This window comes from Methylicorpusculum sp., from assembly GCF_030651835.1.
Lineage (GTDB): Bacteria > Pseudomonadota > Gammaproteobacteria > Methylococcales > Methylomonadaceae > Methylicorpusculum.
The window spans coordinates 40,749-63,724 of the sequence record NZ_JAUSBX010000056.1 but is presented as its reverse complement, the minus strand read 5'-3'; the positions used below and the strand labels follow the sequence as shown (position 1 = coordinate 63,724).

Sequence of the window (22,976 nt, the reverse complement as noted above, 5' to 3'; positions counted from 1 at the left end):
TAGATTTTATAAGTTTATCTGAGGTTATTCGCCAATTGGTGATGAGGTAGCGGCTTAGCAGGGGGCGTATTCTTTTCTTGACTTACAAATAAGAATCATTATCATTAATATCGTGATGTGTTTGTAATTCCCCATCATAAGCAGCGGGTTTACAGATGCTTGTGTTTTTTATAAGCAATAACTGTCCGCATTTATATTTGATTAGTTGCGATTGAGGTAGGCATGTCAGATATCCATGAAATATCAATTGTTAAGCAGGAGTTGGAGCAAATACATGCAAAAACCTGTTTGTTAATGACACAGTTTATTGGTGGGCATCAATGTCCAAAAATAGCGCACATGATCGTTAGCCATCTCCAATGGCTGGTTTCTCATGCCCGAAATTCAGGCAGCCCAAACTCATTGGAAATGTATTTACAACTGCTGGAACATTGGCAACAAGCAACTCAGTTGTTATTGGCGCGCAGGGCAGACAGACGTGACAAGCAAGACCCCGTAATTATCCATTAAATGAATCAATTCATGGACAGCCGAACATTTTGCGAGAAGATTTCCTGTTCTATGAAGAACTATTGTGCTTCTGTGAGGTGGGGTAAGGTAATCATCTTGGGAGAGCATTGTGTGTTCGCTTATGCCGCGTTGCATACTGCGCAGGTATCGGCCCAGGTGCAATCGACATTGGACCCTGTTCTTAAACTGGAAGGCATGGTTATAGAGGCGACTCGGCCTGTTGAACCTTTGGATAGGCCGGGAACGGTATCCTCTATTGATGCTGAAACGATTGAAAAAAGGCTGGTTCGCAACATCAAGGATTTAATCCGTTATGAGCCTGGAATTAATGTCGGCAATGATCCTCAGCGGTTTGGGGCTTCCGGGTTCAATATCCGTGGTTTGGGCGGTAACCGGGTATTGATGCAAATCGACGGCGTGCGTCTTCCCGATGCATTTTCAATCGGCTCGTTTGCCTCTGCAACCCGCAATATGGTTGATATGGATGCGCTAAAATCGGTGGATATTGTGCGAGGTTCCGGATCCGCGCAATACGGCGGCGATGCCTTGGGCGGAACAGTCAGTTTTGTTACAAAAGATCCGCGCGATTATCTCGATCTATTTGGCAACGATTATTATGCCGACACCAAACTTGGTTATAACAGTACTGATAAAAGTTTCCTTAAAACCGCAACATTGGCTGGCGCGGCCTTAGGTTTCGAAAGCATGTTGCTGTTTACTCATTCCGAAAGCAGTGAAACCGACACGCAAGGCGATAACAAAGAGTTAAATCCAAGACGTACCGCCCCCAGTCCCCAGGATAATGAAATTTATAACGTTTTGAGCAAATTGCTCTACCGATTTGACGAAAATAATGTGCTGCGATTAACGGGCGAATGGATGCACAGTCAATCGGAGATTGATGCCCTGCATGCCAGAGATAAGGATTTTACCAATCGGTTTGTGCATAGCTTGATAACCAACGATAGTCAAACTCGCTGGCGGGTTTCTTTGGACCATACGCTGGATCGACTCGATTTTGCATTATTTGATTCTTTGTTCTGGCGGGCTTACCGGCAAAAGTCTGCAACCACTCAAATTACCGATCAAGATCGGACCGGTAACCGGGTCCTGGAAGGCCGCCATTTGATCAATCGTATATTCAGTTTCGATAACGATGATGCCGGCGGCGAATTACGTTTCGGTAAACAGTTTTCGACCGGCCTTTTAAATCATGCCCTGGAATACGGAGGGCAATACAGCCATAACGATATCATTCAAAAACGCGATGGCAGCATAACCTATACCAGCGGGACCAGACGATTTAAACCCGGTCAAGTATCCAAGACAGTTTCGGTGGAAACGTTTCCGTTGCGTGATTTTCCGGTCAGTACGGTAACTAAAGCCGGGTTATACGTGCAGGATACCCTTTCATTATTAGACCGGCGAATTGAGCTTATTCCGGGCGGACGACTGGAATTTTACAAACTTTCTCCGGAGTCGGATGCTTTATTTGAAAAATCGTCCGGGGATATTGTTCCGTCGAAAATAAATGAGCATCAATTTTTACCCAAATTCGGCGCATTGTTTCATTTGACCGACTTGTTAACGATTCACGGTCAATATGCCGAAGGTTTTAGGGGGCCCAATTTTTCCGATGCCAATTCCGGTTTCGTCAATACGGTCGCCGGTTATCAAAGTTTGCCCAATCCCAATTTAAAACCTGAAACCAGCGCCGGTGCTGAAGTTGGTTTGCGGGGGAAAGGTGCGGCCGGATTCTTTGATCTGACCTTTTTCCGTAACGATTATAAAGACTTTTTATTTTCAGACACGCTGTGCGCGCCGACACTGGCTAATCCTTGCTCTGAATACGGTGGGTTCCTGACTTTTCAGCAGGTCAACAACGATGACAAACTGAGAATTCAGGGCGTGGAGTTTAAAAGCGAACTTCAGCTGGACAGTTTTTACACCCCATTATCCGGTGCCAGTTTGATTCTGAGCGGTTCATACGCAGAAGGCAAAAATCTGAATACCGGCACCGCCAACGATACTGCGTTACGCAGCATCAGTCCAATGAAAGGCGTTATCGGGCTGCGTTATAACGAACCTTCAGGATACTGGGGAGCGGAACTGATGGTGACCTTGGTCAGCGCAAAAAAGCCAAATACCGCGCCGGAAGATACACAGTTTTTGACTTCCGGTTATGGCGTTGTCGATTTTAATGCGCATTACCGGATCAACGACCATGTCGCGATCAATGCCGGATTATTCAATATTCTGGATAAAACCTATATCGACTGGGAAGACGTCAATACCCGGTCTGGCGACCCGCATTCGAATTTGGGTACTTTTGCCAATGCCGATCTTTGGGAACGTTACTCTCGTCCGGGGCGCAATGCCGGGATCACAATCAAAGCTGCTTTTTGAGGAAAAACATGAATACGGCTTGCAAAGATATCAAACTTAAATTGTCGTCACTTTTCGATGAGCTTTTTACTCATGAGGGTTATGCCGATCTTCGTGTGGAGATGCGTATTCTCAAGCGCGGACAAAAGGAAGTGATCCTGCATTGCGGCAAACAATACCGCTATGTAACCGATTTTCGCCCGGATTGCCATGCAACAAAGCCGAAGCCGGCTATCGATTATCCGGACGTAGCCCACACCGAGGAAGCTAAATAGCCAGTAACAGATTTCACAACGCCTTGCCGCAGCCGATTCTTCCTTCCTCTCTCTAGGCGGCGGATTGACAGTTAGGGACTGAAATGAGGCGTTTATCAAGAGAAAATCAACCGGCCCTGCGTTTTCGCGGCGAGGAGTAGGGTCTTAACATTAAAAAGGAAACACTTTATGAACGTTGTAACAAAACTGACTTTGAGCACGGCTCTGTCTGTTGTATCGGGTCTCGCTACGGCAGATATTACAAACGGCCCAAATCCTTATGCGGCAGGCTATGGCTTTGATACTCCGCAACAAGCCACCTGGGGTGGGTGGACAAGAGGCGATGCCGGAACTCTGCATGCCGAGTGGGATACCTTTGACGATGCTTCTTATGCCGGACTGCGCACCGCGGCGGCGGATGTTGGGAGTGCTAACACCAGTAATGCTTATATCAGTTGGAGTCCGGGTACTTTTGCGGCAGGTACCGGAAATTTGTACAGTTTTTCTGTGCCGCAGTCTTATCAAGTTGAAGTGGCTGGCTCAGTAGTTGCCGAGTTAATCCGAGCTGTTTTGCAAGTTGAAACCTGGGGTACTCAATTGGATTATTCCGCCATCAAGATGAACGGTTTGACTCCCACTTACAGTGCCACTCAATTCTCTGACCCGAATTATGAGAGTACTTTCGGTAAAGTCGATCTGGTTCAACATCTGATCTATTGGGATTTGAACCAACCTTCCGCAAACGGCAAATATTTATTTAATTTCGGCAGCGGTCCTCATTCAAGTTTGGGTCAAGTTGCTGTAGATATTGGTGCTATTGCCTCTTCAGTACCGGCACCAGTGCCCCTTCCTGCTGCCGTTTGGTTTATGGGTTCTGCGATGCTGGGTCTGTTGGGCTTTAACAAACAGAATAAGTTTGCGGCCTGATTAAAATAAGGCTGATGCGGGGCGGATTAACTAATCCGCCTCAAACCTTAGAGACGGGATTAAGAAATCCCGTCTTGATCGGAAATCTATCTTAATGCAGGGTTGCAATAACCATTGGACATCCGTTCATTTGCGGATGCCTGGTAACCAGCACTTTAAAGCCGAAGGTATATTCAATCAAAGATGGCCGTAAGATTTTCTCGGGTAAATCAAGGTCGATGATATTTCCGTCTTTAAGCATCGCGATTTGGTCGGCATACATAGCCGCTAAATTGAGGTCATGCAAAATAGCGATCACTGCGATACTTTGTGTTTTAGCCAGTTGACGAGCAATCCTGAGAATACTGTGTTGATGGCCAAGATCAAGGGCCGATGTCGGCTCATCCAGAAATAAGTAGCGCGTTTGATCACTACCGGATTCCCAAATTTGCGCCAGCACCCGGGCAAACTGCACGCGTTGTTTTTCTCCTCCGGAGAGTTGGGTGTATTTCCGGTTGCGAAGTGCTTCAATATCGCAGGCCAAAAGCGCCTCACCCACTACCCATTCATCGCGGCAAATGTCCCGTTTATCCGAGTGCGGACTACGGCCCATCATCACCACTTCAGCAACGGTCAAAGGGAAAGCAAGGCTGGAGCTTTGCGGCAAAATACCTCTGATTTTAGCTAATTCGGCGCGTCGCCAGTCGGGTAAGGCCTTGCTGTTCATGGAAATATGGCCTTGATAGGCAGGCAGGTCGCCGCACAAGGCTTTCATCAGCGTCGATTTACCTGCGCCATTGGGGCCTGCAATCGCCAGAAATTTTCCGGGCGATACCGTTAAGGAGATATTTTTGATGATGGCGGCACGGCCCAAAGTCACACTGATGTTGTTTGCTTGTAGCATGTTAATTGCCCATGAGTTTGAGCCTGAGTAATAGCCACAGGAAGAAGGGGCTGCCCAATAAGCCGGTGATAATTCCGATGGGTATTTCGGCGGGAGCCGCAACACTGCGAGCCAGAAGATCGGCGCTAAGCAGCAGAATTGCCCCCAGCAAGGCTGAGCCGGGAACCAAAATACGATGATCCGGCCCCAGCCATAACCTCAGCACATGAGGCGTGACCAGTCCTATGAAGCCAATGATGCCTGATAGCGCTACCGATACACCGACACCCAAAGCGACTAAAATGATGACTACGGTTTTGATGGTTTCAACGGGAAAGCCCAAGTGGCCGGCTTCAGCTTCGCCCAACAACAAAGCATTGAGTGCGCGAGATAACATTGGCAGCATGATCAGCGGTAATAGAAAAAAAGGCAGGCCGCTGAGCAACACCGGCCAGGTCACTCCGCCAAGACTGCCCATGCTCCAAAAAGTCAGGGAGCGTAATTGCTCGTCATTGGCAACATAGACCAGTAAGCCGGTTACCGAACCTGACAAGGCATTGATGGCAATACCCGCCAGCAGCAAGGTGGAGATGTTGACGGTGCCGTTGACTGTGGCTAGCCGGTAAACCAGTATGGTGACGGCAAAGCCACCTGTAAACGCTGCTAAAGGTAACAATGTTGAGCCTAACCAGCCTGTCAGTGCAGGTAAAAATAACGGACCTAATACAATGACCGAAACAGCTGCAAGGGCAGCGCCACTGGAAATACCAATCAAACCGGGATCTGCGAGAGGGTTGCGAAATAATCCCTGCGTGGCGGCGCCGGAAACCGCCAAGGTACCGCCGACCAGCAAACCCAGAATCAGCCTGGGCGAACGAATCGCAGATAATACGGCGTGTTGTTCCGGGGTGAAATTCCAGGGTAATTCAATTCCGGCGGTATGGCCCAGGATGGCAAGGATTTGTAAGGGTTCAATGCTTACTGCCCCGCTTCCCAGTGACAACAGACAAGTTATAATCAATAGTCCGGTCAGTAAACCTAATGCACAGTGCCTATCTTTAGGCTGATTGACTGTTTGAGGGTTCGCTGGGTTGACTGATTCGATGCGACCTACGCTCATAAAGTTGATTTAGAATCTGAATAACTCTGGATTTGGCGGTTTAAATCCAAGGCAGCTTGACCGGTTCTAGGACCGAAACCGAGTAAAAATAGGGTATCCATGACAATGACCCGGCCTTTATGCCCGGCCGGCGTCAGTTTAATGCCTGGTCTATTTAAGAGTTTTTCCAGGCCGCCTACAGAATTGAGAGTTAAATCGGTACACAAAATGATGTCGGGTGCCGCTGATATCAACGCTTCAGTGCTGACAGGTTTATAGCCGGTAAAGCTGTTCATCGCATTGCTGCCTCCGGCCAACTGAATCATTGCATCGGCAGGCGTATCGATGCCCGCCGCCAGCAGGTTGCCTTGTGAAACAGTCAATAAAAACAGGATGCGTGGACGCCGGTCTGTTTGTCCGCGAGCATTTGCCAGTGCGTCGAAGTCCGCATTGAGTCTGGAAATCACTTGTTCGCTTTGATTCTGCTTGTCTACGAGTGTCGCGATCTGTCGGATTTTTTTGATGAGGCCTTCTTTTGTATAGTCTTCCTCAATCGTTTTAACGGGAACCCCTGCTGCACTGATTTGCTTTAACACGGCTGGCGGACCTGCCGCAGGAGAGATTAAAAGCAAGTCCGGTGCCAGGGATAAAATGCCTTCAGCTGAGAGATTGCGTTGATAACCTACGCTGGGTAAATTTTTTGCTGCTTCAGGAAATGAGCTGGTGGTATCTGTACCCACTAATTGATGACCAGCGCCCAAGGCATAAATAATTTCGGTGATCCCTCCACCTGCAGAGATGATTCTGTGGAAGCTGATGCGCTTGCTGTCTCCAGTTGGCTGGGATAACTCCTCAGCTTGCGCTGATAAGTGTTGAACCAAAAAGAGAGCTGCCAATACCGACAACACGCTGCGCCTGGATAACAGGAATAATCGTCGAAATCCATTCATGTTTTTCAATTTGGCTGACTTGAAGAACGGTTTGGTGCTGTTTTATGGCCTTTATCATTGATAGGGCGAATCTGATCCATCGCTTCGCCGTCGATAGTGAAGGCACGCGCAAAACCCTGAACAAAATTTCCTTTATGAGGCGTCAGACGGTACAAATGAAAATCCTGTAACTGTTTTAGAAATTTGATGAACTCACCAAATTTGGCTTCAAATAGCGACATGATATCTTCGAAGGCTTGACTGTCTCGAGCCACTTCCAGTGCAGTGCATTGATAGGTCACTCGTTGCCGGGCAAACAAATTGCCGGCTTTGTCTTCATCTTCAATAAACAGGACCCCGGCCAGTCCGCTATGTGCCATATTGCGTGTATGTGCGGCCAGTTCGCTGACATAGACATAAAAACTGCCTTCGTGTTTTACATAAGCGGCATAGCTGGCTTCAGGGAATCCTGCCGGGCTGACGGTAGCCATCAATAAGCTGTTAAACTGCTCCGGCAGTTGTTGGTAAGCGTCGCGAACTTCGTTCATATCAATCGTTTTGTCATTCATCTGGTTTTCCTGGTTACTCAGTAGGGGCTGAATATTTATCTCTGATTATTCAGCAGTGGCCGGCAAGTGTGGGTAATCTTGCTGTCATTAATAAGCCTGTATTCATGAGATGCTTATCCTAAGCGGTTTCCCCGGCTAGTCTCCTCGGCAATCAACTCATTCCATAGATTCATGTTGTCTGTTTCCTGACCTGCATTTAGTAATATCAAAGCGATGATCTGATGATTGGCATCGACGATTTCAAGCGTCTTCGACACCTGTTTTCCATCGGTGCTTTGTGTATTCACTCTAAAGCCGGACACTGCCTCTGTGTTCAGGTGCAGGCTAAAATGCTCGTCCAAAATATTAAACCAAGGGCCGGTGATCCGGATGTTTTGGATGGGACCCTGATAAACCTGAATGCATCCGTAATTTCTAACGCAGATGGTGATATATAAATCCTGAGCGGCTACTTTGTTTAATACAGGGTGAAATAGATCGGGTCTCAGAAAGGTCAGGGTTGACGAGCTTGTTTCAACTAAGGGGGACACAATACCCATTTTGATCAAGCCGGAATAAAAATCCTCAGTATCTCTATGGAGATGCGTTGTTGTCTGAGTAACACGCCGGGAGTTGAATGTGGCAATGTTAAACCGGTTAAAGCGAGGCGGTGACTCAATTGCCTGATGTTGGGATTGGTCAGCTGATGTCAGTTGCTTGATCAGTGCATGATACATTTTTAGATCACTGTCCTCCGTCATATAGAGTTTATGAATCGCCGATCCGTCTGCAGCAAAAAATTGCAGACTGAAGCGAGGTCCGTTGGGGGACGCCTCTTTAACGCCAAAAGCAACATGAATCACTTGGGTCAATAATTGCAAATTAACGGTGTTACTCTCTACACGGCACCCGTCGTCGGAATGGTCGGTAACAGTATAAAGTCCGGTTGTTTCATGCACGGCAAAGTCATTTCGTGTCAGAGCCATGACGGGGCCTGTTGCCGATAATGCCTCAAATATCAGCGGCCAATCCAGGTTAAGCCGCGTCACTGTGCTGCCGCATTCCGTTGCGAGTAGCTCCGCTTCGCTCACATTAAGTGTTGCCGCGGCTTCCCTGATTCGCAGGCGTGGGATGGCAAGACAAAGTTCAGACCATTCTTGTTTGAGAGCCTGAGGTGAGTATGGATCAGTGTAGATAGGATTTAAATTCATGAGCGTGATCTCTGATTATTGAAAATGCAGTTGTGTAAACACATAATCCGGACACACTGTTTTGAATCGGGGTCCAGAGGGTATAAATCTGCGGCGCAGAGGTGATGATTTGCCAGTAACTGTTGAACTTTTTCAGGCCTAATAGCGATTTGTATCCGTTTTTCATCAGGAATGGACAGTATGTTTTTCTTGGTTTCTTGTATCCATTTTAATGATAGGTAGTGCCTCCAACGTCTATTAAGCCTTTGGCCGATGCTATCGACAAATAAAGCAAGTCTGCCCTTTTTGGGACGGGATGATGGTTTTCTTAGTGTTTGAACCGGGTGTGTAACATTAGAAAATAATTGGAAATCTGCTTTAAACATGATTTGTACCTTGCCAAGCTAAAAATCTTTCGTCAGCCTTGAGTCAGGAAACGATTTGAATTTATATTAATGCGAATCATTCTTGTTTGCAAGAAAAAAGAATAATGAAGCGAGCCTGCTTCTGCTTGACTGAAACGCTGCAAGCGTTCTGATTTTCGAAAAAGTTATCAAAATTTTTACAGACACATCCTTGCCAGTTACGGATAATGGCTTATGAACACTATTAATCCTACGCTCTCTTCCTCGTCCTCAGTTAACGCTGCAGGATGTTCTTTTAACCAATTACCACTGCCGGAAGCGATGCTGGCGACGCTGCAGCAGCTTGAATATCTGACCATGACCCCGATTCAGGCGGCCAGTCTGCCGATTACGCTGGCCGGTCACGATTTGATTGCCCAAGCCAAGACGGGCAGCGGCAAGACAGCAGCATTTGCACTGACGCTGTTGAACAATCTGAATCCGCGCCGTTTTGCGGTGCAAGCTATGGTTCTTTGCCCGACGCGAGAACTGGCCGATCAGGTCACTCAGGAAATTCGGCGCTTGGCCCGGTCTGCGGACAACATCAAAATTCTGTCATTGTGCGGTGGCACTACGATGCGGCCGCAAATGACGAGTCTGGAACATGGCGCGCACATCGTGGTTGGTACTCCGGGCCGGATCATGGATCATCTGCAGCGGGCCAGTCTGAATCTGGAAGCGCTTAATACGCTGGTGCTGGATGAGGCCGATCGTATGCTTGATATGGGGTTTTACGACGATATCGCCTACGTAGCCAAGCGTTGTCCGGCAGGGCGTCAAACCTTGTTATTTTCGGCGACTTATCCCGAGGGAATTGACCGATTGGCAAAACAATTTCAGCGTAATCCTCAGGAAGTGAAGCTACTGGAACAGCATGAGGACAGTAAAATTCGCCAGCGTTTTTACGAGATCAAAAACGAAGAACGGTTGCAAGCCGTTGGCATTTTGCTCAGACATTATCGCCCGGTCAGCACACTGGCTTTTTGTAACACCAAACAACAATGCCGCGACTTGCTGGACGTCCTGCATAAACAGGGCTTTCATGCGCTGACTTTAAACGGCGATCTAGAACAGCGTGAGCGCGATCAGGTGCTGATCCAGTTTGCCAATCGCAGTTGTTCGGTGCTGGTGGCGACCGATGTTGCTGCGCGCGGCCTGGACATTAATCAACTTGAAGCAGTCATCAATGTCGATGTGACACCTGATCCTGAAATTCATATCCATCGTATTGGCCGCACCGGTCGTGCCGAGGAGAATGGCTGGGCATTGAGTCTGTGCAGTCCTTCAGAATGGCACCGGGTCAACGCGATCGCAAAAATGACCCACAGCGAACCGGAGTGGCACAGTCTTGCTTCACTGGAAAGCGGAGACGATAGTCCGCTGTTGCCGCCCATGGTAACGCTGCTGATTTTGGGCGGACGCAAAGAAAAAATCCGGCCCGGTGATGTGCTGGGTGCGCTTACCGGCGAAGCCGGATTTACCCGCGAGCAAGTCGGTAAAATCACGATAACCGATCAAACCACATTTGTCGCCGTTGCCCGCGATATCGCGCGCGAAGCGGTTCGCAAGTTGTCGACAGGTAAGATCAAAGGCAAAAAAGTAAAAGTCCGGATATTGAAGGACTAAGTTAACGCTATCGCAATGAATCGATAGGCAGGACTTTAGGCGCAGGCCATGCCCGCGACCTAAGCGGGTTCAATCGCGGGCATGGCCCGCTCCTGCAAAATGCGTATCAATTAACGGCAAACGTAAAGCCGGTAAAATAATCCCTTGTTTTAATCCGGCAGGAGATATTTATGACTCAGCGTCTGAGAGCATCCAATAAAGAAATAGTGGGCTGGGCGATGTTCGATTTCGCTAACCAGGCCTATACCCTATTGATCGTAACGGTTGTATTTGGTGATCTGTTCACCCGGGTTATCGTGGGTGATGCGCCTGACTATCGCCTCGGTAATTTTCTTTGGAGCCTATCGCTGGCTTTAGGTTATTTAGGGGTGGTCATTCTCTCGCCTATTGCCGGTGCCGTGATGGATTACACGGGCAGCAAAAAACGCTTTTTATTTGCCAGTTATCTGTTGACCGTCATCAGTACCGGGGCGCTCTATTTTGTGGCTCCGGGTTATGCCTGGCTGGGTGTGTTGCTGTTAATCGTTTCCAATTTCGCGTATTCGATAGGCGAGGCCTTTATTGCCGCATTTTTGCCCGAGCTCGGGCCTCCCGAAGACCTGGGAAAGATTTCCGGATTTGGTTGGGCGCTAGGGTATATAGGCGGTATGGTTTCGGCTGTTTTCGTGTTATTGGTTCTGGGTGAGGTGAGCGCCGAAAATTTCGAGAGCATTCGCTGGGTTGGACCCTGGGCTGCTTTTTTCTTTCTTGTTGCGGCCATTCCTACTTTTTTGTGGGTCAGGGAACGCGGCGTGTCCAAACCTTTGCCGCCTGGAACCGGCTACTTGCGACTAGGTATCAGCCGAGTGCGATCTACGATTGAGCATATCAAGGATCGCCGCGATCTGGCGGTTCTTTTGGTGTCAATTTTTTTCTCGATGTGCGGCATCTACATCATCATCACCTATGCCTTTATCTATGGTGCGCAGATTATCGGCTGGGACGAGCAGGTCAGAACCTGGATGTTTATAATCGTACAGATTACCGCAGCACTTGGCGCGGTTGCCTTCGGCTTTGTTCAGGATCGCCTCGGAGCCATGTTTACCTACCGATTGACATTGGTATTATGGATGCTGGCCATCGCGCTGATTTATTTGACCCCGGCGATAAGTGATGCCCTGCGAATACACTTTGGCGTGGATTGGCAGGCGCAGTATGTCTTTTTGCTGGTAGGCGGTCTGGCGGGTTTGTGCCTGGGTTCCTGTCAGTCATCCACTCGAACACTGGTGGGCCTGTTTTCGCCGTTGTCTCGTTCAGCCGAGTATTTCGGTTTTTGGGGCTTGTCGATGAAGCTGGCCGGGATGACGGGTTTATTGGGTCTTGGGCTGCTGCAGATGCTAGTCGGTCTGAAAAGCGCAATTTTATTCTGTATTGTCTTGTTCGGCGCAGCGTTCTTGTTCAGCCGTCATGTCAATGAAGCAAGAGGCCGTGCCTTGGCCGAGCACGCGGATGCCGAGTAACCGCAGCCTAATCGTCAGCACTTCCCATAACATCTTTATGACCGTCAGGATCAAACGCTCTCCTGCCAGCGTTTGTAGAGTAATGCTGACAACACAGCGGTTTGTAATAATGCACAAACCAGAGCGCCACCTGCCGAATCCGCCCATAGCGGAAAAAACAACGCGGCCAGCCAATTTTGCCCGACCAGAGTAAACAGTCCCGGAAGGATGCCATACAACAACACACCCCACAGCAGGGTTAAGCTTAAAGCGCGTTGCGGATTTTTGCCGTAGCTGAAAAACAGGTACAAAGCCACATCGCGCAGTAACAGCAATAAAACCGGCAGCGGATAAAAATGAAAGCTGTTGCCCACATTGCGCATAGGATGTTCAGACACGCTGAGCAGCAGCGAGAAAGGTGTAGCTAACAGTAAGCTGACACACCAGATCGGCAATTCTTCCGCGCTTCGCCGCCAATTGTGTTGCTGCAGGTAAGTCAACAACCGTTTGATACGAATGGCTTCGTTACGTTCGACCACAACACCGATATAGCTGAGCGTGATGCAAACCATAAATGCCATCAGTGAAAACGGATATGAGGTGCCGGGCAGGAAACCGCCCAGATAGATGATCAAAAATCCCGCAAATGCCAGCCAGGACCAGGGCATTGTTCGTATTCCCAATTCCTGGGACATCAACCGGAAGTTACCCATGCTGCACCAGAATAATGCCAATAACAGACTGATCAGTTCAAAATCCTGCTGAATGATGCGCGAGTCATACCAGTTTACCGCTGCCGTTTGCTGAAAATAGCCCAAACTGGCGAAGCGATTCCATGGCGCGATGATGAACACGCCTAATAGCACGATTAACAGCGTTGAACCGGTCTTGGTGTGTCCCTGACGAGCACTGATTTGACCCAATAAAAGACTGATTCCTTGCACCAGCACAGCGCCAGCGGTTGCATAAAAACACGACCAAAACAGAGGGCGTCCTTGATCGCTGGCAATTAGATAAACCAGCAGGCAAAGCAATCCGGCATACCAGACCATGATCGTGCTGCCCAGCCATTTGCCCCAGGCCATCTGCCATGGGCTTAATGCCGATAAACGCTGAGTATCCCAGGTGCGGTCGCGGTATTCCTCTACCACGCTATCCATCGTTTGCCGGGCACCCCATAGCAGCGTGATGATCAGAAACAATGTCATGGCAATTTGTGCGGTGCCGCTTGCCAATTGGTGGTTATCAACAAAATAGCTGAATGTGAAAACGGCGCAAAGAAGCAAAGGAATGCCGATCAGCCTTGCTTGCGAACATTCCAGATAAAGTTGCCGCTGAAACTCAGGATTGATATTCATGGGCGAAGTTTGATGGTTTCCAGATAAGCGTCCTGCAGATTTCCGGGGGCGGGAGCGAACTCGCATACCGGTAAATCCAGTGCCAGTAACTGTTTTAAAACATGGTGCTGCTGCTTGGCATCACCGTCAATTGTCAGCCAGGCTTGTTGATTGCTTTCTATTTTTAACACACTGATGCCGGTCAATCGATTGAGTATTTCCTTGAGATTGTTAACCGCTGTTGCCAGTACCAATTTATAGGGAGTACTGAAGAAACTGCGAGATTTTATTGCTACCTGTTCGACAATCCGTCCCTGACGCAGCACCAGCATGTCACTGCAATAGGCTTCAAGTTCTGCGAGGATGTGCGAGGAAACCAGTAGCGTCATGCCCTGTTGTTGTAAATCCAGAAAGAGTTCGGCCAGCTCATGGCGCGCTTCCGGATCCAGTCCGGATGCGGGTTCATCGAGCAGGACAACCTGAGGTTGATGGATGATGGCTTGGGCTATGGCGACGCGTTGACGCAGTCCGCGTGACAATTCGCCGGGACGCATCTCCAGTCGCTCCAGAATATGAAGACGCCGGCATACATCGGCAATCGCCGCATCGCAATTCTGTTCGTCTATTCCTTGGGCGCGGGCTACATAATGCAGGCATTGCCGGACAGTCAGTCGTTGATACAGTCCGAAAAAGTCGGATAAATAACCGATGATGCGATGGCAATCGCGCGGCTGTTCCAGGACATCAATACCCGCGATTCTAATGGCTCCGCTGACCGGCTGATCCAGCGCTGCCATGCAGCGTAACAGCGTGGTTTTTCCCGCGCCGTTTGGCCCGGTCAATGCGGTTATGCTGCCTCGTTGTATATGAAAAGAAACATCATCCAATGCCCGCAGGCCCGGGTATTCAAAAATCAGATCTTCGACATCAATCATCGTTAGCGGTGTTTAGTTTGCAGATGCCGAAGTTGTTTGGCTTAGCCAGCTAATGAGTTCGTTTTTGGCTTGCCGCGTCAGCGTGACAAAACTCTTTATTGCGCCTTGGGCATCCGCGGATTCATTGGCTTCTTCCAAGCGAAAAAAACGGGTGCCGATAGCTTTTTTGTCTTTGTCGAATAATTCAGCCGAGAAGCTGAACAGACTTTTTGCTGAATGGGCGCTGTCAAACTGCTGTTCAAAGTCGATCACCTGTAAGCGTAATTGGGTGTCCGGAGGCAGCGGCAGGGATGCAAAGTATCGCCGTAATAACTGTGTGGGTGGCGCTACCCAGCGATCCAGCGAATAGGCTTTTACCAGCGTAGGTGTTTTGTAGAGTTGACGATAGCGGAGGCGGTTATCGTTCAGCCACTCAGGTGCGGAGATGATCATGCGCCTGTCTGCATTGAGGTCGTCATGGGACGTTATTTCAGTTAGCGGCCCCAGGTCATGTTGCGCAGTGCTTAAAGGTTTATTAAACGCGTTGCAACCCATCATTAAGGTGCTTAGCAGGATTAGTGTTGTGCGAATGATCAATGATAACTGTGTCATGGTGTCTCCTGATACCCTGGTTCGCCAGGTCCCGGCTCTTCGCGCGGCGGACCTAATATGAATGCCTGAGGATTGTCTTGCACCAGCGATGCCACGCGTCTGACTTGCTGAAGGGTTGCTTGAAGTTCAGTGATAATTTCATTGAACTTGGGCAGGGTGGTGTCAACTAAAATTTCAGTGGCTTTATCGCCCCCTTTTATCAGTCCGTCGGCCCTTTTGCTGAGTGTTTTGATGCCGGTTGCCGCCTCACTGACATCATGAGTCATCCGGTCAATATTTTTGAACGTGTTTTGAGCGTTATTTTTAACATCCGGCATATCCGTCAATAAGTCACTGAGTTGGTCTTCGAGACCGATCAGTTTGCTGCTGGCAATATTCAGATTTTTTAGAATGGCTACGCCTTCCGCTTCATTTTCTTCACTTAAGAAATGATCGAGTCGTGCCATTAATTTTTCGGCTTTTGCCAGGATATCCTGTCCTGAGTCCATGAGCCGGTCGGTTAATGAAGGCAGTAGAGGAATAAAGTCGCGTGGACTCAAGCCTCCCGGGGGCAACAGGGCTTTATTGTTGCCTGCGTCTTGCAAATCAATTTGAGTTAGTCCGGTGACGCCTTTCAATCTCAGTGTGGCATAGAGCCCACGGGTGAAATTTAGGCCTTTCTCAACCTCTATTGGAATAAGTATGGTTAAGGGATCTTCGGTATCAAAGTAGACGCGCCTTACCTTGCCGACAGCAATACCCCGGTAAAATACGGTTGATTCCGGATTCAGGCCTGTAACGGAGCCGCGCGTAGAGATTACATAAAGCTCTCGTTCTTTTTCAAAATTGCCGAGCCAGTAAATAATTACAGCGGTGCCGGTCAGCAAGATCAATAAAAAAAGACCGGTTATAAACGCGTGTGTATTTCTACCCAAGTTTTACCTCATTGATGCAAAAATATTTTTTCGGCATTTTTGTTATGAAAAAACTGCCGGACAAAGGAATGGTCGCAGTTTAGCACAGCGCTTACCGGCCCATAGGCGATAAGTTGCTGGTCCGCCAGAACGGCTACTTTTGTACACAAGTCGTTCAATACATTCAAATCGTGAGTGACCATGACGACGGTAAAATTCAGTTCATTGTGCAGCGCATCCAGCAAATCGACAAAGCCCTGGCTGGCAATGGGATCAAGTCCCGAGGTGGGTTCATCCAGGAGCAGTAATTTGGGTTCAAGGATCAGCGCTCTGGCCAGCGCAACACGCTTGATCATCCCGCCTGAAAGTTCGGCAGGCTTCAGCCAGGCATCTTGCGGTTCAAGGCCGACCATGCTCAGCTTTAAATTGACCAGATGTTCGATCAGTGAAGGATTGTTAAGTTTAAGTTCCCGCAATGGAAAAGCGATGTTCTCGAACACGTCAAGTGAACTGAATAAGGCGCCTTTTTGAAATAACACACCGCATTGGTTTTTAAGTTGTCCTGAGGCATGCGGCTGCCGGTAGTTGATGTCATGGCCCAGTATGGACAATCGCCCTTGGCTGGGAGCTTGAAGGCCTATCATTTCTCGCAGCAACGTCGTTTTTCCGCAACCGGATGCGCCAACCAGTCCTAAAATCTGGCCTCTTTCCAGCGTGAAACTGATGTCGCGATGGATGATTTTTTTGCCGAATTGTGTCCATACATTTTCAATAACGATGGCGGGTGTCACTTTCATGGCATCCCTACTTTCATAAAGAGAATAGCAAATACAGCATCCGTCATGATAACGATGGTAATCGCCGCGACGACGGAGTTCGTTGTTTCGTTGCCTAAGCTCTCGGTATTGGGTTTTATCATAAAGCCAAAGTGGCAGGCAACCAACGCAATCAGTACGCCAAACACGGAGGCTTTTAACAGTCCGATGAAAATATTTACCAGAGGTACCGAATTAGGCAGTCTCACAAAAAATTGCTGCATGCTGATATCCAGTTGATGATTGGCCGATAACATGCCGCCGAGTAAAGCGGCAACGTCGGTCCATATCGTCAGCAAAGGCAGCGTAACCAACAAAGCGATCACTTTGGGAAAAATCAGTCGCAGTGAGTGCGAAATGCCCATTGCGGAAAGCGCATCCAGCTCTTCAGTCACGCGCATGATACCGATTTGTGCCGTCATGGCTGATCCCGAACGACCGGCAACGAGAATAGCCGCCAGCAGTGGGCCTAGTTCCCGCAAGATGCTCAAGCCCAGAATGTCGATAATATAGATTTCCGCTCCGAAGGCTTGCAATTGTAAGGCGGATAAATAACTTAAGACGACACCGATTAAAAAACCAACCAATGCGGTAATGCCTAATGCACGAACCCCGGCATCAAAAATAGTCATAGAAATTTCGGCCCAGGGTATCTCTCCGGGTTTTCTGAGCAAATACAAAAAATCCAGAACAAGCTGGCCGACCAAAATGACACCGTCGTGGATCTGCCTGAGTACGCCTCTTATTTGCTCGCTCACACTGAGTAATTGGTGGGTCAGGTCTTTTTTCGTTTTGACTCGCTGAATAGGCGGACATTCTTGCCAGCGTTTAAATAGATTCTGATGATCCGGTTTGAGTTGAGTCTGTTCGGGTATCGTTTTGCCCCAGGCTTGCCAAATGACAAAAGCACCCGCGCTGTCCAGTGTGTCTATGTCCGACAGGTGCCAGTGTGGAGTGGGTAACGCCCGGCAAGCAGCTAACTCTTTGGCAAGGAATGGATGATCTTTCAGGCTAAGTAATGTCCAGGCACCGCGCAAACGTATGATACGGACATTTTTTTGATGTGTGATTTCTATACTTGGCCTGGATACGTTCTCAGCCATTGAGCTTAACCTTATCTTAAAATGTTTATTCTAACGCTAAGTCATGCCGATAGAAGATTATTTGCAACTTTCGAACATCAGATCAAGCCAAGCTGGAGGTGAAGATCTTTGGATTTAACCCCGAGATCTTTCAATAGTGAAGCGTAGTCAATGTTAGAAAAGCGGCTGTTCTTAAATAAAAATTGACAAGCCGGATATTAAGCCTACAATGATCACCAGCTAGAAAATGTACTTTACCTTTGTTTACCGCTCGATGTCTCGTCTGTAGTCTTTCGTCCTGTTCTCCATCAGTAATTTCCAAATTTACCAGCGCTACCGCCTTTTTAGGCTTTATATTTATTTTTCTTAGGACTTATTATGTCTACAATGACTACCGGCACCGTCAAATGGTTTAACTCTGATAAAGGCTTTGGCTTTATCGAACAGAAACAAGGTCCTGACGTTTTCGTACATTTTAAAAATATCTTGGATACCAGCGGTTACAGATCGTTGAATGAAGGTCAAGCTGTAAAATTCAAGCTTGGCATGGGCGTAAAAGGCCCACAAGCTGAAGAAGTCAGCGTTATCTAAGTTATAAAAAACTTCTGGGGTTTGGAAAGTCGACTAATCATTTAAGTTAGTCATCTTCTGCTCAGTAAATAAACCGGCACTGTTTTAACAGACTGCCGGTTTTTTTATGTCCGTGAGTTTTTTGAATAGGCAAAATGACGCTGAAAATATCAAACTGGGAATCGCTGAAGTGAACCCCCGCTTCAAGGCATAATGTTTCGGGAAGTTATTTAGCGCCCAAAACCCTAGATGAATTCGGGAAACTGATGCCGATTATGCACCAGTGTTTTAATTCATTAAGCTTAACCTTAACGCTAAAAAAGCTTATCCTAACGCTGCTTTATTACACCGTTTGTGGGATTACATTTCCTGATTATAAATATCAATCAGCTCAGTCATAAATCGTCATCTCGTTAGGGATTGCCGAGATCCGGATGCCATGGATGGCGAGCGCCGAACACATCCTTGTGCTCTGGATTCCGGCAATCCCTGCCGGAAAGACGTTGTTGCTGAAGCATCTTTATAATCAGGTTACATTTTACAGACTGCCTCATCAGGGGCTATGAAACTTCATTTGAAAGGCAAGCTCATGGCAACACAAAATCAAGATTCATCAAATAACAGCCTATATAACCGATGGCTAAACTGGCTTGATCGTAATGTTTATGATTTGGGCAGACAGATGCGAATGAGCTATGTACCGCCTTTGATGGTTTATTTAGCCGCCGGTATTTCCGGATTAACAGGGATAGTCGGGACTTTTTTTGTAAAAGACTATCTGGGTTTGTCGGCCGAGTTTTTGGCGACCCTCAGTTTCTGGGTGATGTTGCCATGGACGCTGAAAATGCCCATGGGACATCTGGTCGATAGATATTGGCGCCATAAGGGGGCTTTTATTTATGTTGGCGCAGGCCTGATTGCCGCAAGTCTGGTCATCATGGCGAGTCTGCTGGGTGATAGAGCCTATATGACAAATATCATGCCCGCTGAAACCTGGTATGTATTGGCGACATTGTTGGCGCCAATCGGCTATGTCATTCAGGATACCGTGGCGGATGCCATGACGGTTGAAGCCGTACCGCGAGTCGATGACCAAGGTCAGCCCATTTCCGGTTTGCAAATGATGCTGGGTCACACGACCATGCAGACTTTGGGGCGTGTTGCCATTATAGGCGGCAGTTTATTGGTCGCTGGCGCTAATGTAATCGCATTTAGCGGCGTTGAATCATTAAGTGAAACTGAGAAAACAGCCGTTTATCTGTCGGTTTACCATTGGGCTTTATTGATTCCGGTTGTGTCGGTACTGGGCGTTGTTCTGGCAACCTATCTCCGGTCTCAGCAGGAATGGCGATTGGCTGCTCAGGGGTTTGAGCGAGATCAAATCGAGCGTATGTTAGGCCGCGATGACCAAGAGCCCACCTTGATGAACCCCTGGATATTGGGCGGTAGCTTGACATTTGTTCTGTTTGCCATGGTGATGGGGCTCAGTAATATTCCCTACAAAGAAGAGATCGTCTTCGCGGGTTCGTTGGCTATCGTATTATTTCTGATCAAATATCTGACCGTGGAGCTGGACGAGAACGCTCGAAAAACCCTTTATGGCACTGCTCTGGTGATCTTTGTTTTCCGTGCCGTTCCAACGACCGGGGCAGGAGAAACCTGGTGGATGATCGATGAATTGGCATTTGATCAACAGTTTCTGGCGCAATTGTCGTTATTGACCAGTTCGCTGACGCTGCTGGGGATGTTTTTATTCAGGCGATTTATGGCCGAACGTCCCATTACGCATATCATTGCCGTATTGACCGTAGCGGGTACGATTCTTTACCTGCCTAATATCGGTTTGTATTATGGGATACACGAATGGACCGCTGCGCATACGGGCGGCGTTGTCGATGCAAGGTTCATTGCCTTGTTTGATACGGCGCTGGAGTCACCGTTGGGACAGGTGTCGATGATTCCAATGCTGGCATGGATCGCCAGTTCAGCGCCCGAAAAAACAAAAGCAACTTATTTTGCTGTCATGGCGGCGTTTGTTAATCTTGCGCTATCGCTGTCTCAACTCATCACCAAGCTGCTCAATAAAATCTTTGTCATTACCCGTGAAATTAAAGATATAACGTCCGGCGCAATAGAAGTTCCTGCCGATTACAGTCAGTTAGGCGAGTTACTATTTACGGTCATGTTCTTAGGGTTGGCCATGCCTTTATTAGCCATTTATATCACCAGGCGCTATTTTCTAAATGATAAATACGGGTCGGCGAAAGACGGAAATTGATCAATTAATATTGCCCGGATTGACATAAGCTCGGCTACTGAATTAGAGTTCTGCAATCGTGCATTATCGATAAACCATAACGAATCTGCTCACCCCCTTCCATTTTATTGGGTTTAGGCGCTTGATTTCAAAGGACGCATGAATACGTCCCTGTAGCTCTCTGCAACATCCCTGTTGCAGAAGCCTTTTCAATCAATCACCTACACCCTCTATTCCAAACGGGTGAGTGGTTACACCATAACAATAAATAAGAGAGAGGAGTAAGCAGCATGGCATCGCCCTTAATTCAATTAGCATTGGATTCATTGGATTTCGATCAAACCATCAATCTGGCTGAGCAAGCCGCGCCTTATGTTGATATTTTTGAGATCGGAACACCGTGTATTAAATTTAACGGTATAGAAATAGTCAAAGCGCTAAAAGCAAAATTCCCAAACAAGCTGCTTCTCGTTGACCTCAAAACGATGGATGCCGGTGAGTATGAAGCAACGCCTTTCTATGCGGCGGGAGCCGATATTTGTACAGTGCTGGGTGTCTCGGGCATGGCTACAATCGGTGGCGTGATAAAAGCAGCAAAAGCCCATCATGCAGAAGTGCAGGTCGATTTGATCAACGTGCCCAACAAAGTCGAATGTGCGCGTCAAGCCGCTGAATTAGGTGCACAAATTATTGGTGTTCATACTGGATTGGATGCACAGGCTGCGGGGCAAACACCTTTTGCCGATCTACAGGATATTGCCCGCTTGGGATTGAATGTCAGAATTTCAGTCGCGGGCGGTATCAATCAGACCACGGCAAAACAGGTTGCTGATGCCGGTGCGGATATCATCGTCGTGGGCGCAGCTATTTATGGCGCCGCATCCCCGGCATCTGCGGCACGCTTGATCCGTTTACATGCAGACGGCAAAGCGACGCATCGGCATTTTGTGCTGGATAAAATTGCCAGTGTTTTGGCGACTACACAAGACGCTTATAACGAGCAACTGACCGATATGCTCGATAACGCCAGACGCATTTTTATTTCAGGTGCGGGCCGCTCCGGATTGGTTTGCCGCTTCTTCGCCATGCGCTTGGTTCATAGCGGCTATGATGTCAGCGTAGTCGGAGAAGTGGTTACACCCAGTATTCGTCCGGGCGACTTGTTGATCGTTATTTCAGGTTCGGGCGAAACCGAACAGTTGATTGCATTTACCAAGAAAGCCAAAGAAGTGGGCGCCGATATTGCGTTGATTTCAGCCAAGGATGATTCAACCATTGGCGATTTGGCAACAGCGGTTTTCCAAATAGGCCGCGCCGATCAATACAAAAAAGTGGTCGGAATGCCGATGGGTACCGTTTTCGAGCTGTCTACACTGTGGTTCCTGGAGGCGTTAATTTCGCATATCATCCATGAGAAAGGCATTCCTGAAGAAATCATGAGATCAAGACACGCTAATCTTGAATAAGTCTTCCTGATTAGCAAGGAATAAGCACAAAATAACTACCACAAGCAGCACTGTTTGTGGGGTTCGGTGACTCGGCTGACAGGACGCCGTGAATACGTCCGTGTAGGCTTGACGGCGTCAATCCCTGACGCCGACACCTGTCAATCGAGCCTCCGAACCCCCTTCCAGTCTTTGAAGAAGTTGTTTCATGCTCGTCCCCAAACTGTTTCAGCTAAATCAATAAGCCCGTCATGCCCGTCTGGAAACGGGCATCCAGTGCCAAGGATAGTAAGCTTCGTGCTATCCTTGAGGTCTGGATTTCGGCAATCCCTGCCGAAATGACGGGATCTAACGGCTCCGGCAATCCATTCCGGAATGACGGCGTTGCTGATTTTTCCTCAAATCGGATATTCGCTTTCTTGCGGATATACCAATAACAGCGCCGCTGCAAAGTTGAAAAATACAATATTCACCCATAAAAAAGTCCTCAACAGGCTTTTTCCTGCCCAAAATGACGCCGAAAAGATCAAACAGAGAATTGTTGCATCGAGTGCAGCAATTCCCAATTTGACACCAAAGAAGGGGTAAGGTGAGATTGGCGAGGATGTCGATAGCAGGACCGCTATCGTCAAGCCCCCATGGATGGGTTCACGGCGTGCCTCGCCAGACTTAACTTGCCCCTAATTAACGCTAAAAAGCTCAAACTGGGAATTACTGCATCGAGTGAGTTGTCTTGCAACTGGAATTGAATGCAAGGAGAATGAACTGATTGCGTTCTTTGCTGTCCTTTGGAAGAAATAATAAAAAAGCTTTGGGCAATAACCTTAACTTAACGAAAA

The 22,976-nt window shown here is 48.1% G+C and carries 21 protein-coding genes; 9 read left to right on the top strand and 12 right to left on the bottom strand.

Going from position 1 to position 22,976, the window contains the following annotated elements; all coding sequences use genetic code 11:
• Positions 1–222: 222 nt before the first annotated feature.
• The 4 genes from Q7V32_RS07520 to Q7V32_RS07505 all read left to right on the top strand — a co-directional run bounded on the left by Q7V32_RS07520 (position 223) and on the right by Q7V32_RS07505 (position 4,076).
• Positions 223–510 carry a hypothetical protein gene (locus tag Q7V32_RS07520; protein WP_304896362.1) on the top strand — a complete coding sequence of 96 codons (288 nt, stop codon included), beginning with the start codon at positions 223–225 and terminating at the stop codon, positions 508–510.
• A gap of 96 nt (positions 511–606) precedes the next feature.
• Entirely contained in the window at positions 607–2,916 is a 2,310-nt protein-coding gene (locus Q7V32_RS07515; RefSeq protein ID WP_304896361.1) for a TonB-dependent hemoglobin/transferrin/lactoferrin family receptor, read from the top strand.
• Between the two features lie 8 nt (positions 2,917–2,924).
• Positions 2,925–3,170, top strand: a complete 246-nt coding sequence (locus Q7V32_RS07510) for a hypothetical protein (RefSeq protein ID WP_304896360.1) — start codon at positions 2,925–2,927, stop codon at positions 3,168–3,170.
• 168 nt (positions 3,171–3,338) lie between these two features.
• Entirely contained in the window at positions 3,339–4,076 is a 738-nt protein-coding gene (locus Q7V32_RS07505; RefSeq protein ID WP_304896359.1) for a VPLPA-CTERM sorting domain-containing protein, read from the top strand.
• Positions 4,077–4,167: 91 nt separating this feature from the next.
• Here Q7V32_RS07505 and Q7V32_RS07500 read toward each other — a convergent pair whose 3' ends face one another.
• The 5 genes from Q7V32_RS07500 to Q7V32_RS07480 all read right to left on the bottom strand — a co-directional run bounded on the left by Q7V32_RS07500 (position 4,168) and on the right by Q7V32_RS07480 (position 8,725).
• A complete protein-coding gene (locus Q7V32_RS07500) occupies positions 4,168–4,959 on the bottom strand; it encodes a heme ABC transporter ATP-binding protein (RefSeq protein WP_304896358.1) in 792 nt (263 codons plus the stop codon).
• Position 4,960: 1 nt separating this feature from the next.
• Entirely contained in the window at positions 4,961–6,058 is a 1,098-nt protein-coding gene (locus Q7V32_RS07495; protein WP_304896357.1) for an iron ABC transporter permease, read from the bottom strand.
• Positions 6,055–6,987, bottom strand: a complete 933-nt coding sequence (locus Q7V32_RS07490; protein WP_304896356.1) for a hemin ABC transporter substrate-binding protein — start codon at positions 6,985–6,987, stop codon at positions 6,055–6,057. Before Q7V32_RS07490 ends, Q7V32_RS07495 begins: the two co-directional genes overlap by 4 nt.
• A gap of 5 nt (positions 6,988–6,992) precedes the next feature.
• Positions 6,993–7,535, bottom strand: a complete 543-nt coding sequence (locus Q7V32_RS07485; protein WP_304896355.1) for a HugZ family protein — start codon at positions 7,533–7,535, stop codon at positions 6,993–6,995.
• A 113-nt stretch (positions 7,536–7,648) separates the two neighbouring features.
• Complete coding sequence (locus tag Q7V32_RS07480; RefSeq protein WP_304896354.1) at positions 7,649–8,725, bottom strand: ChuX/HutX family heme-like substrate-binding protein; 1,077 nt, start codon at positions 8,723–8,725, stop codon at positions 7,649–7,651.
• A 578-nt stretch (positions 8,726–9,303) separates the two neighbouring features.
• On the opposite strand from Q7V32_RS07480, the gene dbpA reads away from it, so the two are divergent.
• Together dbpA and Q7V32_RS07470 are read left to right on the top strand one after the other, a co-directional pair.
• Entirely contained in the window at positions 9,304–10,734 is a 1,431-nt protein-coding gene (gene dbpA, locus Q7V32_RS07475; protein WP_304896353.1) for an ATP-dependent RNA helicase DbpA, read from the top strand.
• A gap of 170 nt (positions 10,735–10,904) precedes the next feature.
• Positions 10,905–12,233 carry an MFS transporter gene (locus tag Q7V32_RS07470; RefSeq protein ID WP_304896352.1) on the top strand — a complete coding sequence of 443 codons (1,329 nt, stop codon included), beginning with the start codon at positions 10,905–10,907 and terminating at the stop codon, positions 12,231–12,233.
• A gap of 50 nt (positions 12,234–12,283) precedes the next feature.
• Here the strand turns inward: Q7V32_RS07470 and Q7V32_RS07465 are convergent, their stop codons facing one another.
• The 6 genes from Q7V32_RS07465 to Q7V32_RS07440 are packed head-to-tail and all read right to left on the bottom strand — an operon-like array spanning position 12,284 to position 17,886.
• Positions 12,284–13,570: an ABC transporter permease gene (locus tag Q7V32_RS07465; RefSeq protein WP_304896351.1), complete on the bottom strand. Its 1,287-nt coding sequence runs from the start codon at positions 13,568–13,570 to the stop codon at positions 12,284–12,286.
• Positions 13,567–14,484 (bottom strand): ABC transporter ATP-binding protein, encoded by a 918-nt coding sequence (locus Q7V32_RS07460; RefSeq protein WP_304896350.1) that lies wholly within the window; start codon positions 14,482–14,484, stop codon positions 13,567–13,569. Before Q7V32_RS07460 ends, Q7V32_RS07465 begins: the two co-directional genes overlap by 4 nt.
• 12 nt (positions 14,485–14,496) lie before the next feature.
• On the bottom strand, positions 14,497–15,075 hold the full coding sequence (locus Q7V32_RS07455) for a hypothetical protein (RefSeq protein ID WP_304896349.1): 579 nt from the start codon (positions 15,073–15,075) through the stop codon (positions 14,497–14,499).
• Positions 15,072–15,989 carry an MlaD family protein gene (locus Q7V32_RS07450; RefSeq protein ID WP_304896348.1) on the bottom strand — a complete coding sequence of 306 codons (918 nt, stop codon included), beginning with the start codon at positions 15,987–15,989 and terminating at the stop codon, positions 15,072–15,074. The genes Q7V32_RS07455 and Q7V32_RS07450 overlap by 4 nt, the downstream gene beginning before the upstream one ends.
• Before the next feature lie 8 nt (positions 15,990–15,997).
• Positions 15,998–16,765 (bottom strand): ABC transporter ATP-binding protein, encoded by a 768-nt coding sequence (locus tag Q7V32_RS07445; RefSeq protein ID WP_304896347.1) that lies wholly within the window; start codon positions 16,763–16,765, stop codon positions 15,998–16,000.
• Positions 16,762–17,886: an ABC transporter permease gene (locus tag Q7V32_RS07440; RefSeq protein ID WP_304896346.1), complete on the bottom strand. Its 1,125-nt coding sequence runs from the start codon at positions 17,884–17,886 to the stop codon at positions 16,762–16,764. Before Q7V32_RS07440 ends, Q7V32_RS07445 begins: the two co-directional genes overlap by 4 nt.
• A 357-nt stretch (positions 17,887–18,243) precedes the next feature.
• Between Q7V32_RS07440 and Q7V32_RS07435 the strand changes: the two genes are divergently transcribed.
• From Q7V32_RS07435 to hxlAB, 3 genes are all read left to right on the top strand, one after another.
• On the top strand, positions 18,244–18,456 hold the full coding sequence (locus tag Q7V32_RS07435; RefSeq protein WP_304896345.1) for a cold-shock protein: 213 nt from the start codon (positions 18,244–18,246) through the stop codon (positions 18,454–18,456).
• Positions 18,457–19,024: 568 nt separating this feature from the next.
• On the top strand, positions 19,025–20,713 hold the full coding sequence (locus tag Q7V32_RS07430; RefSeq protein ID WP_304896344.1) for a hypothetical protein: 1,689 nt from the start codon (positions 19,025–19,027) through the stop codon (positions 20,711–20,713).
• 269 nt (positions 20,714–20,982) lie between these two features.
• Entirely contained in the window at positions 20,983–22,158 is a 1,176-nt protein-coding gene (hxlAB, locus tag Q7V32_RS07425) for a bifunctional 3-hexulose-6-phosphate synthase/6-phospho-3-hexuloisomerase (protein ID WP_304896343.1), read from the top strand.
• A gap of 211 nt (positions 22,159–22,369) precedes the next feature.
• Here hxlAB and Q7V32_RS07420 read toward each other — a convergent pair whose 3' ends face one another.
• On the bottom strand, positions 22,370–22,603 hold the full coding sequence (locus Q7V32_RS07420) for a hypothetical protein (RefSeq protein ID WP_304896342.1): 234 nt from the start codon (positions 22,601–22,603) through the stop codon (positions 22,370–22,372).
• Between the last annotated feature and the right edge of the window lie 373 nt (positions 22,604–22,976).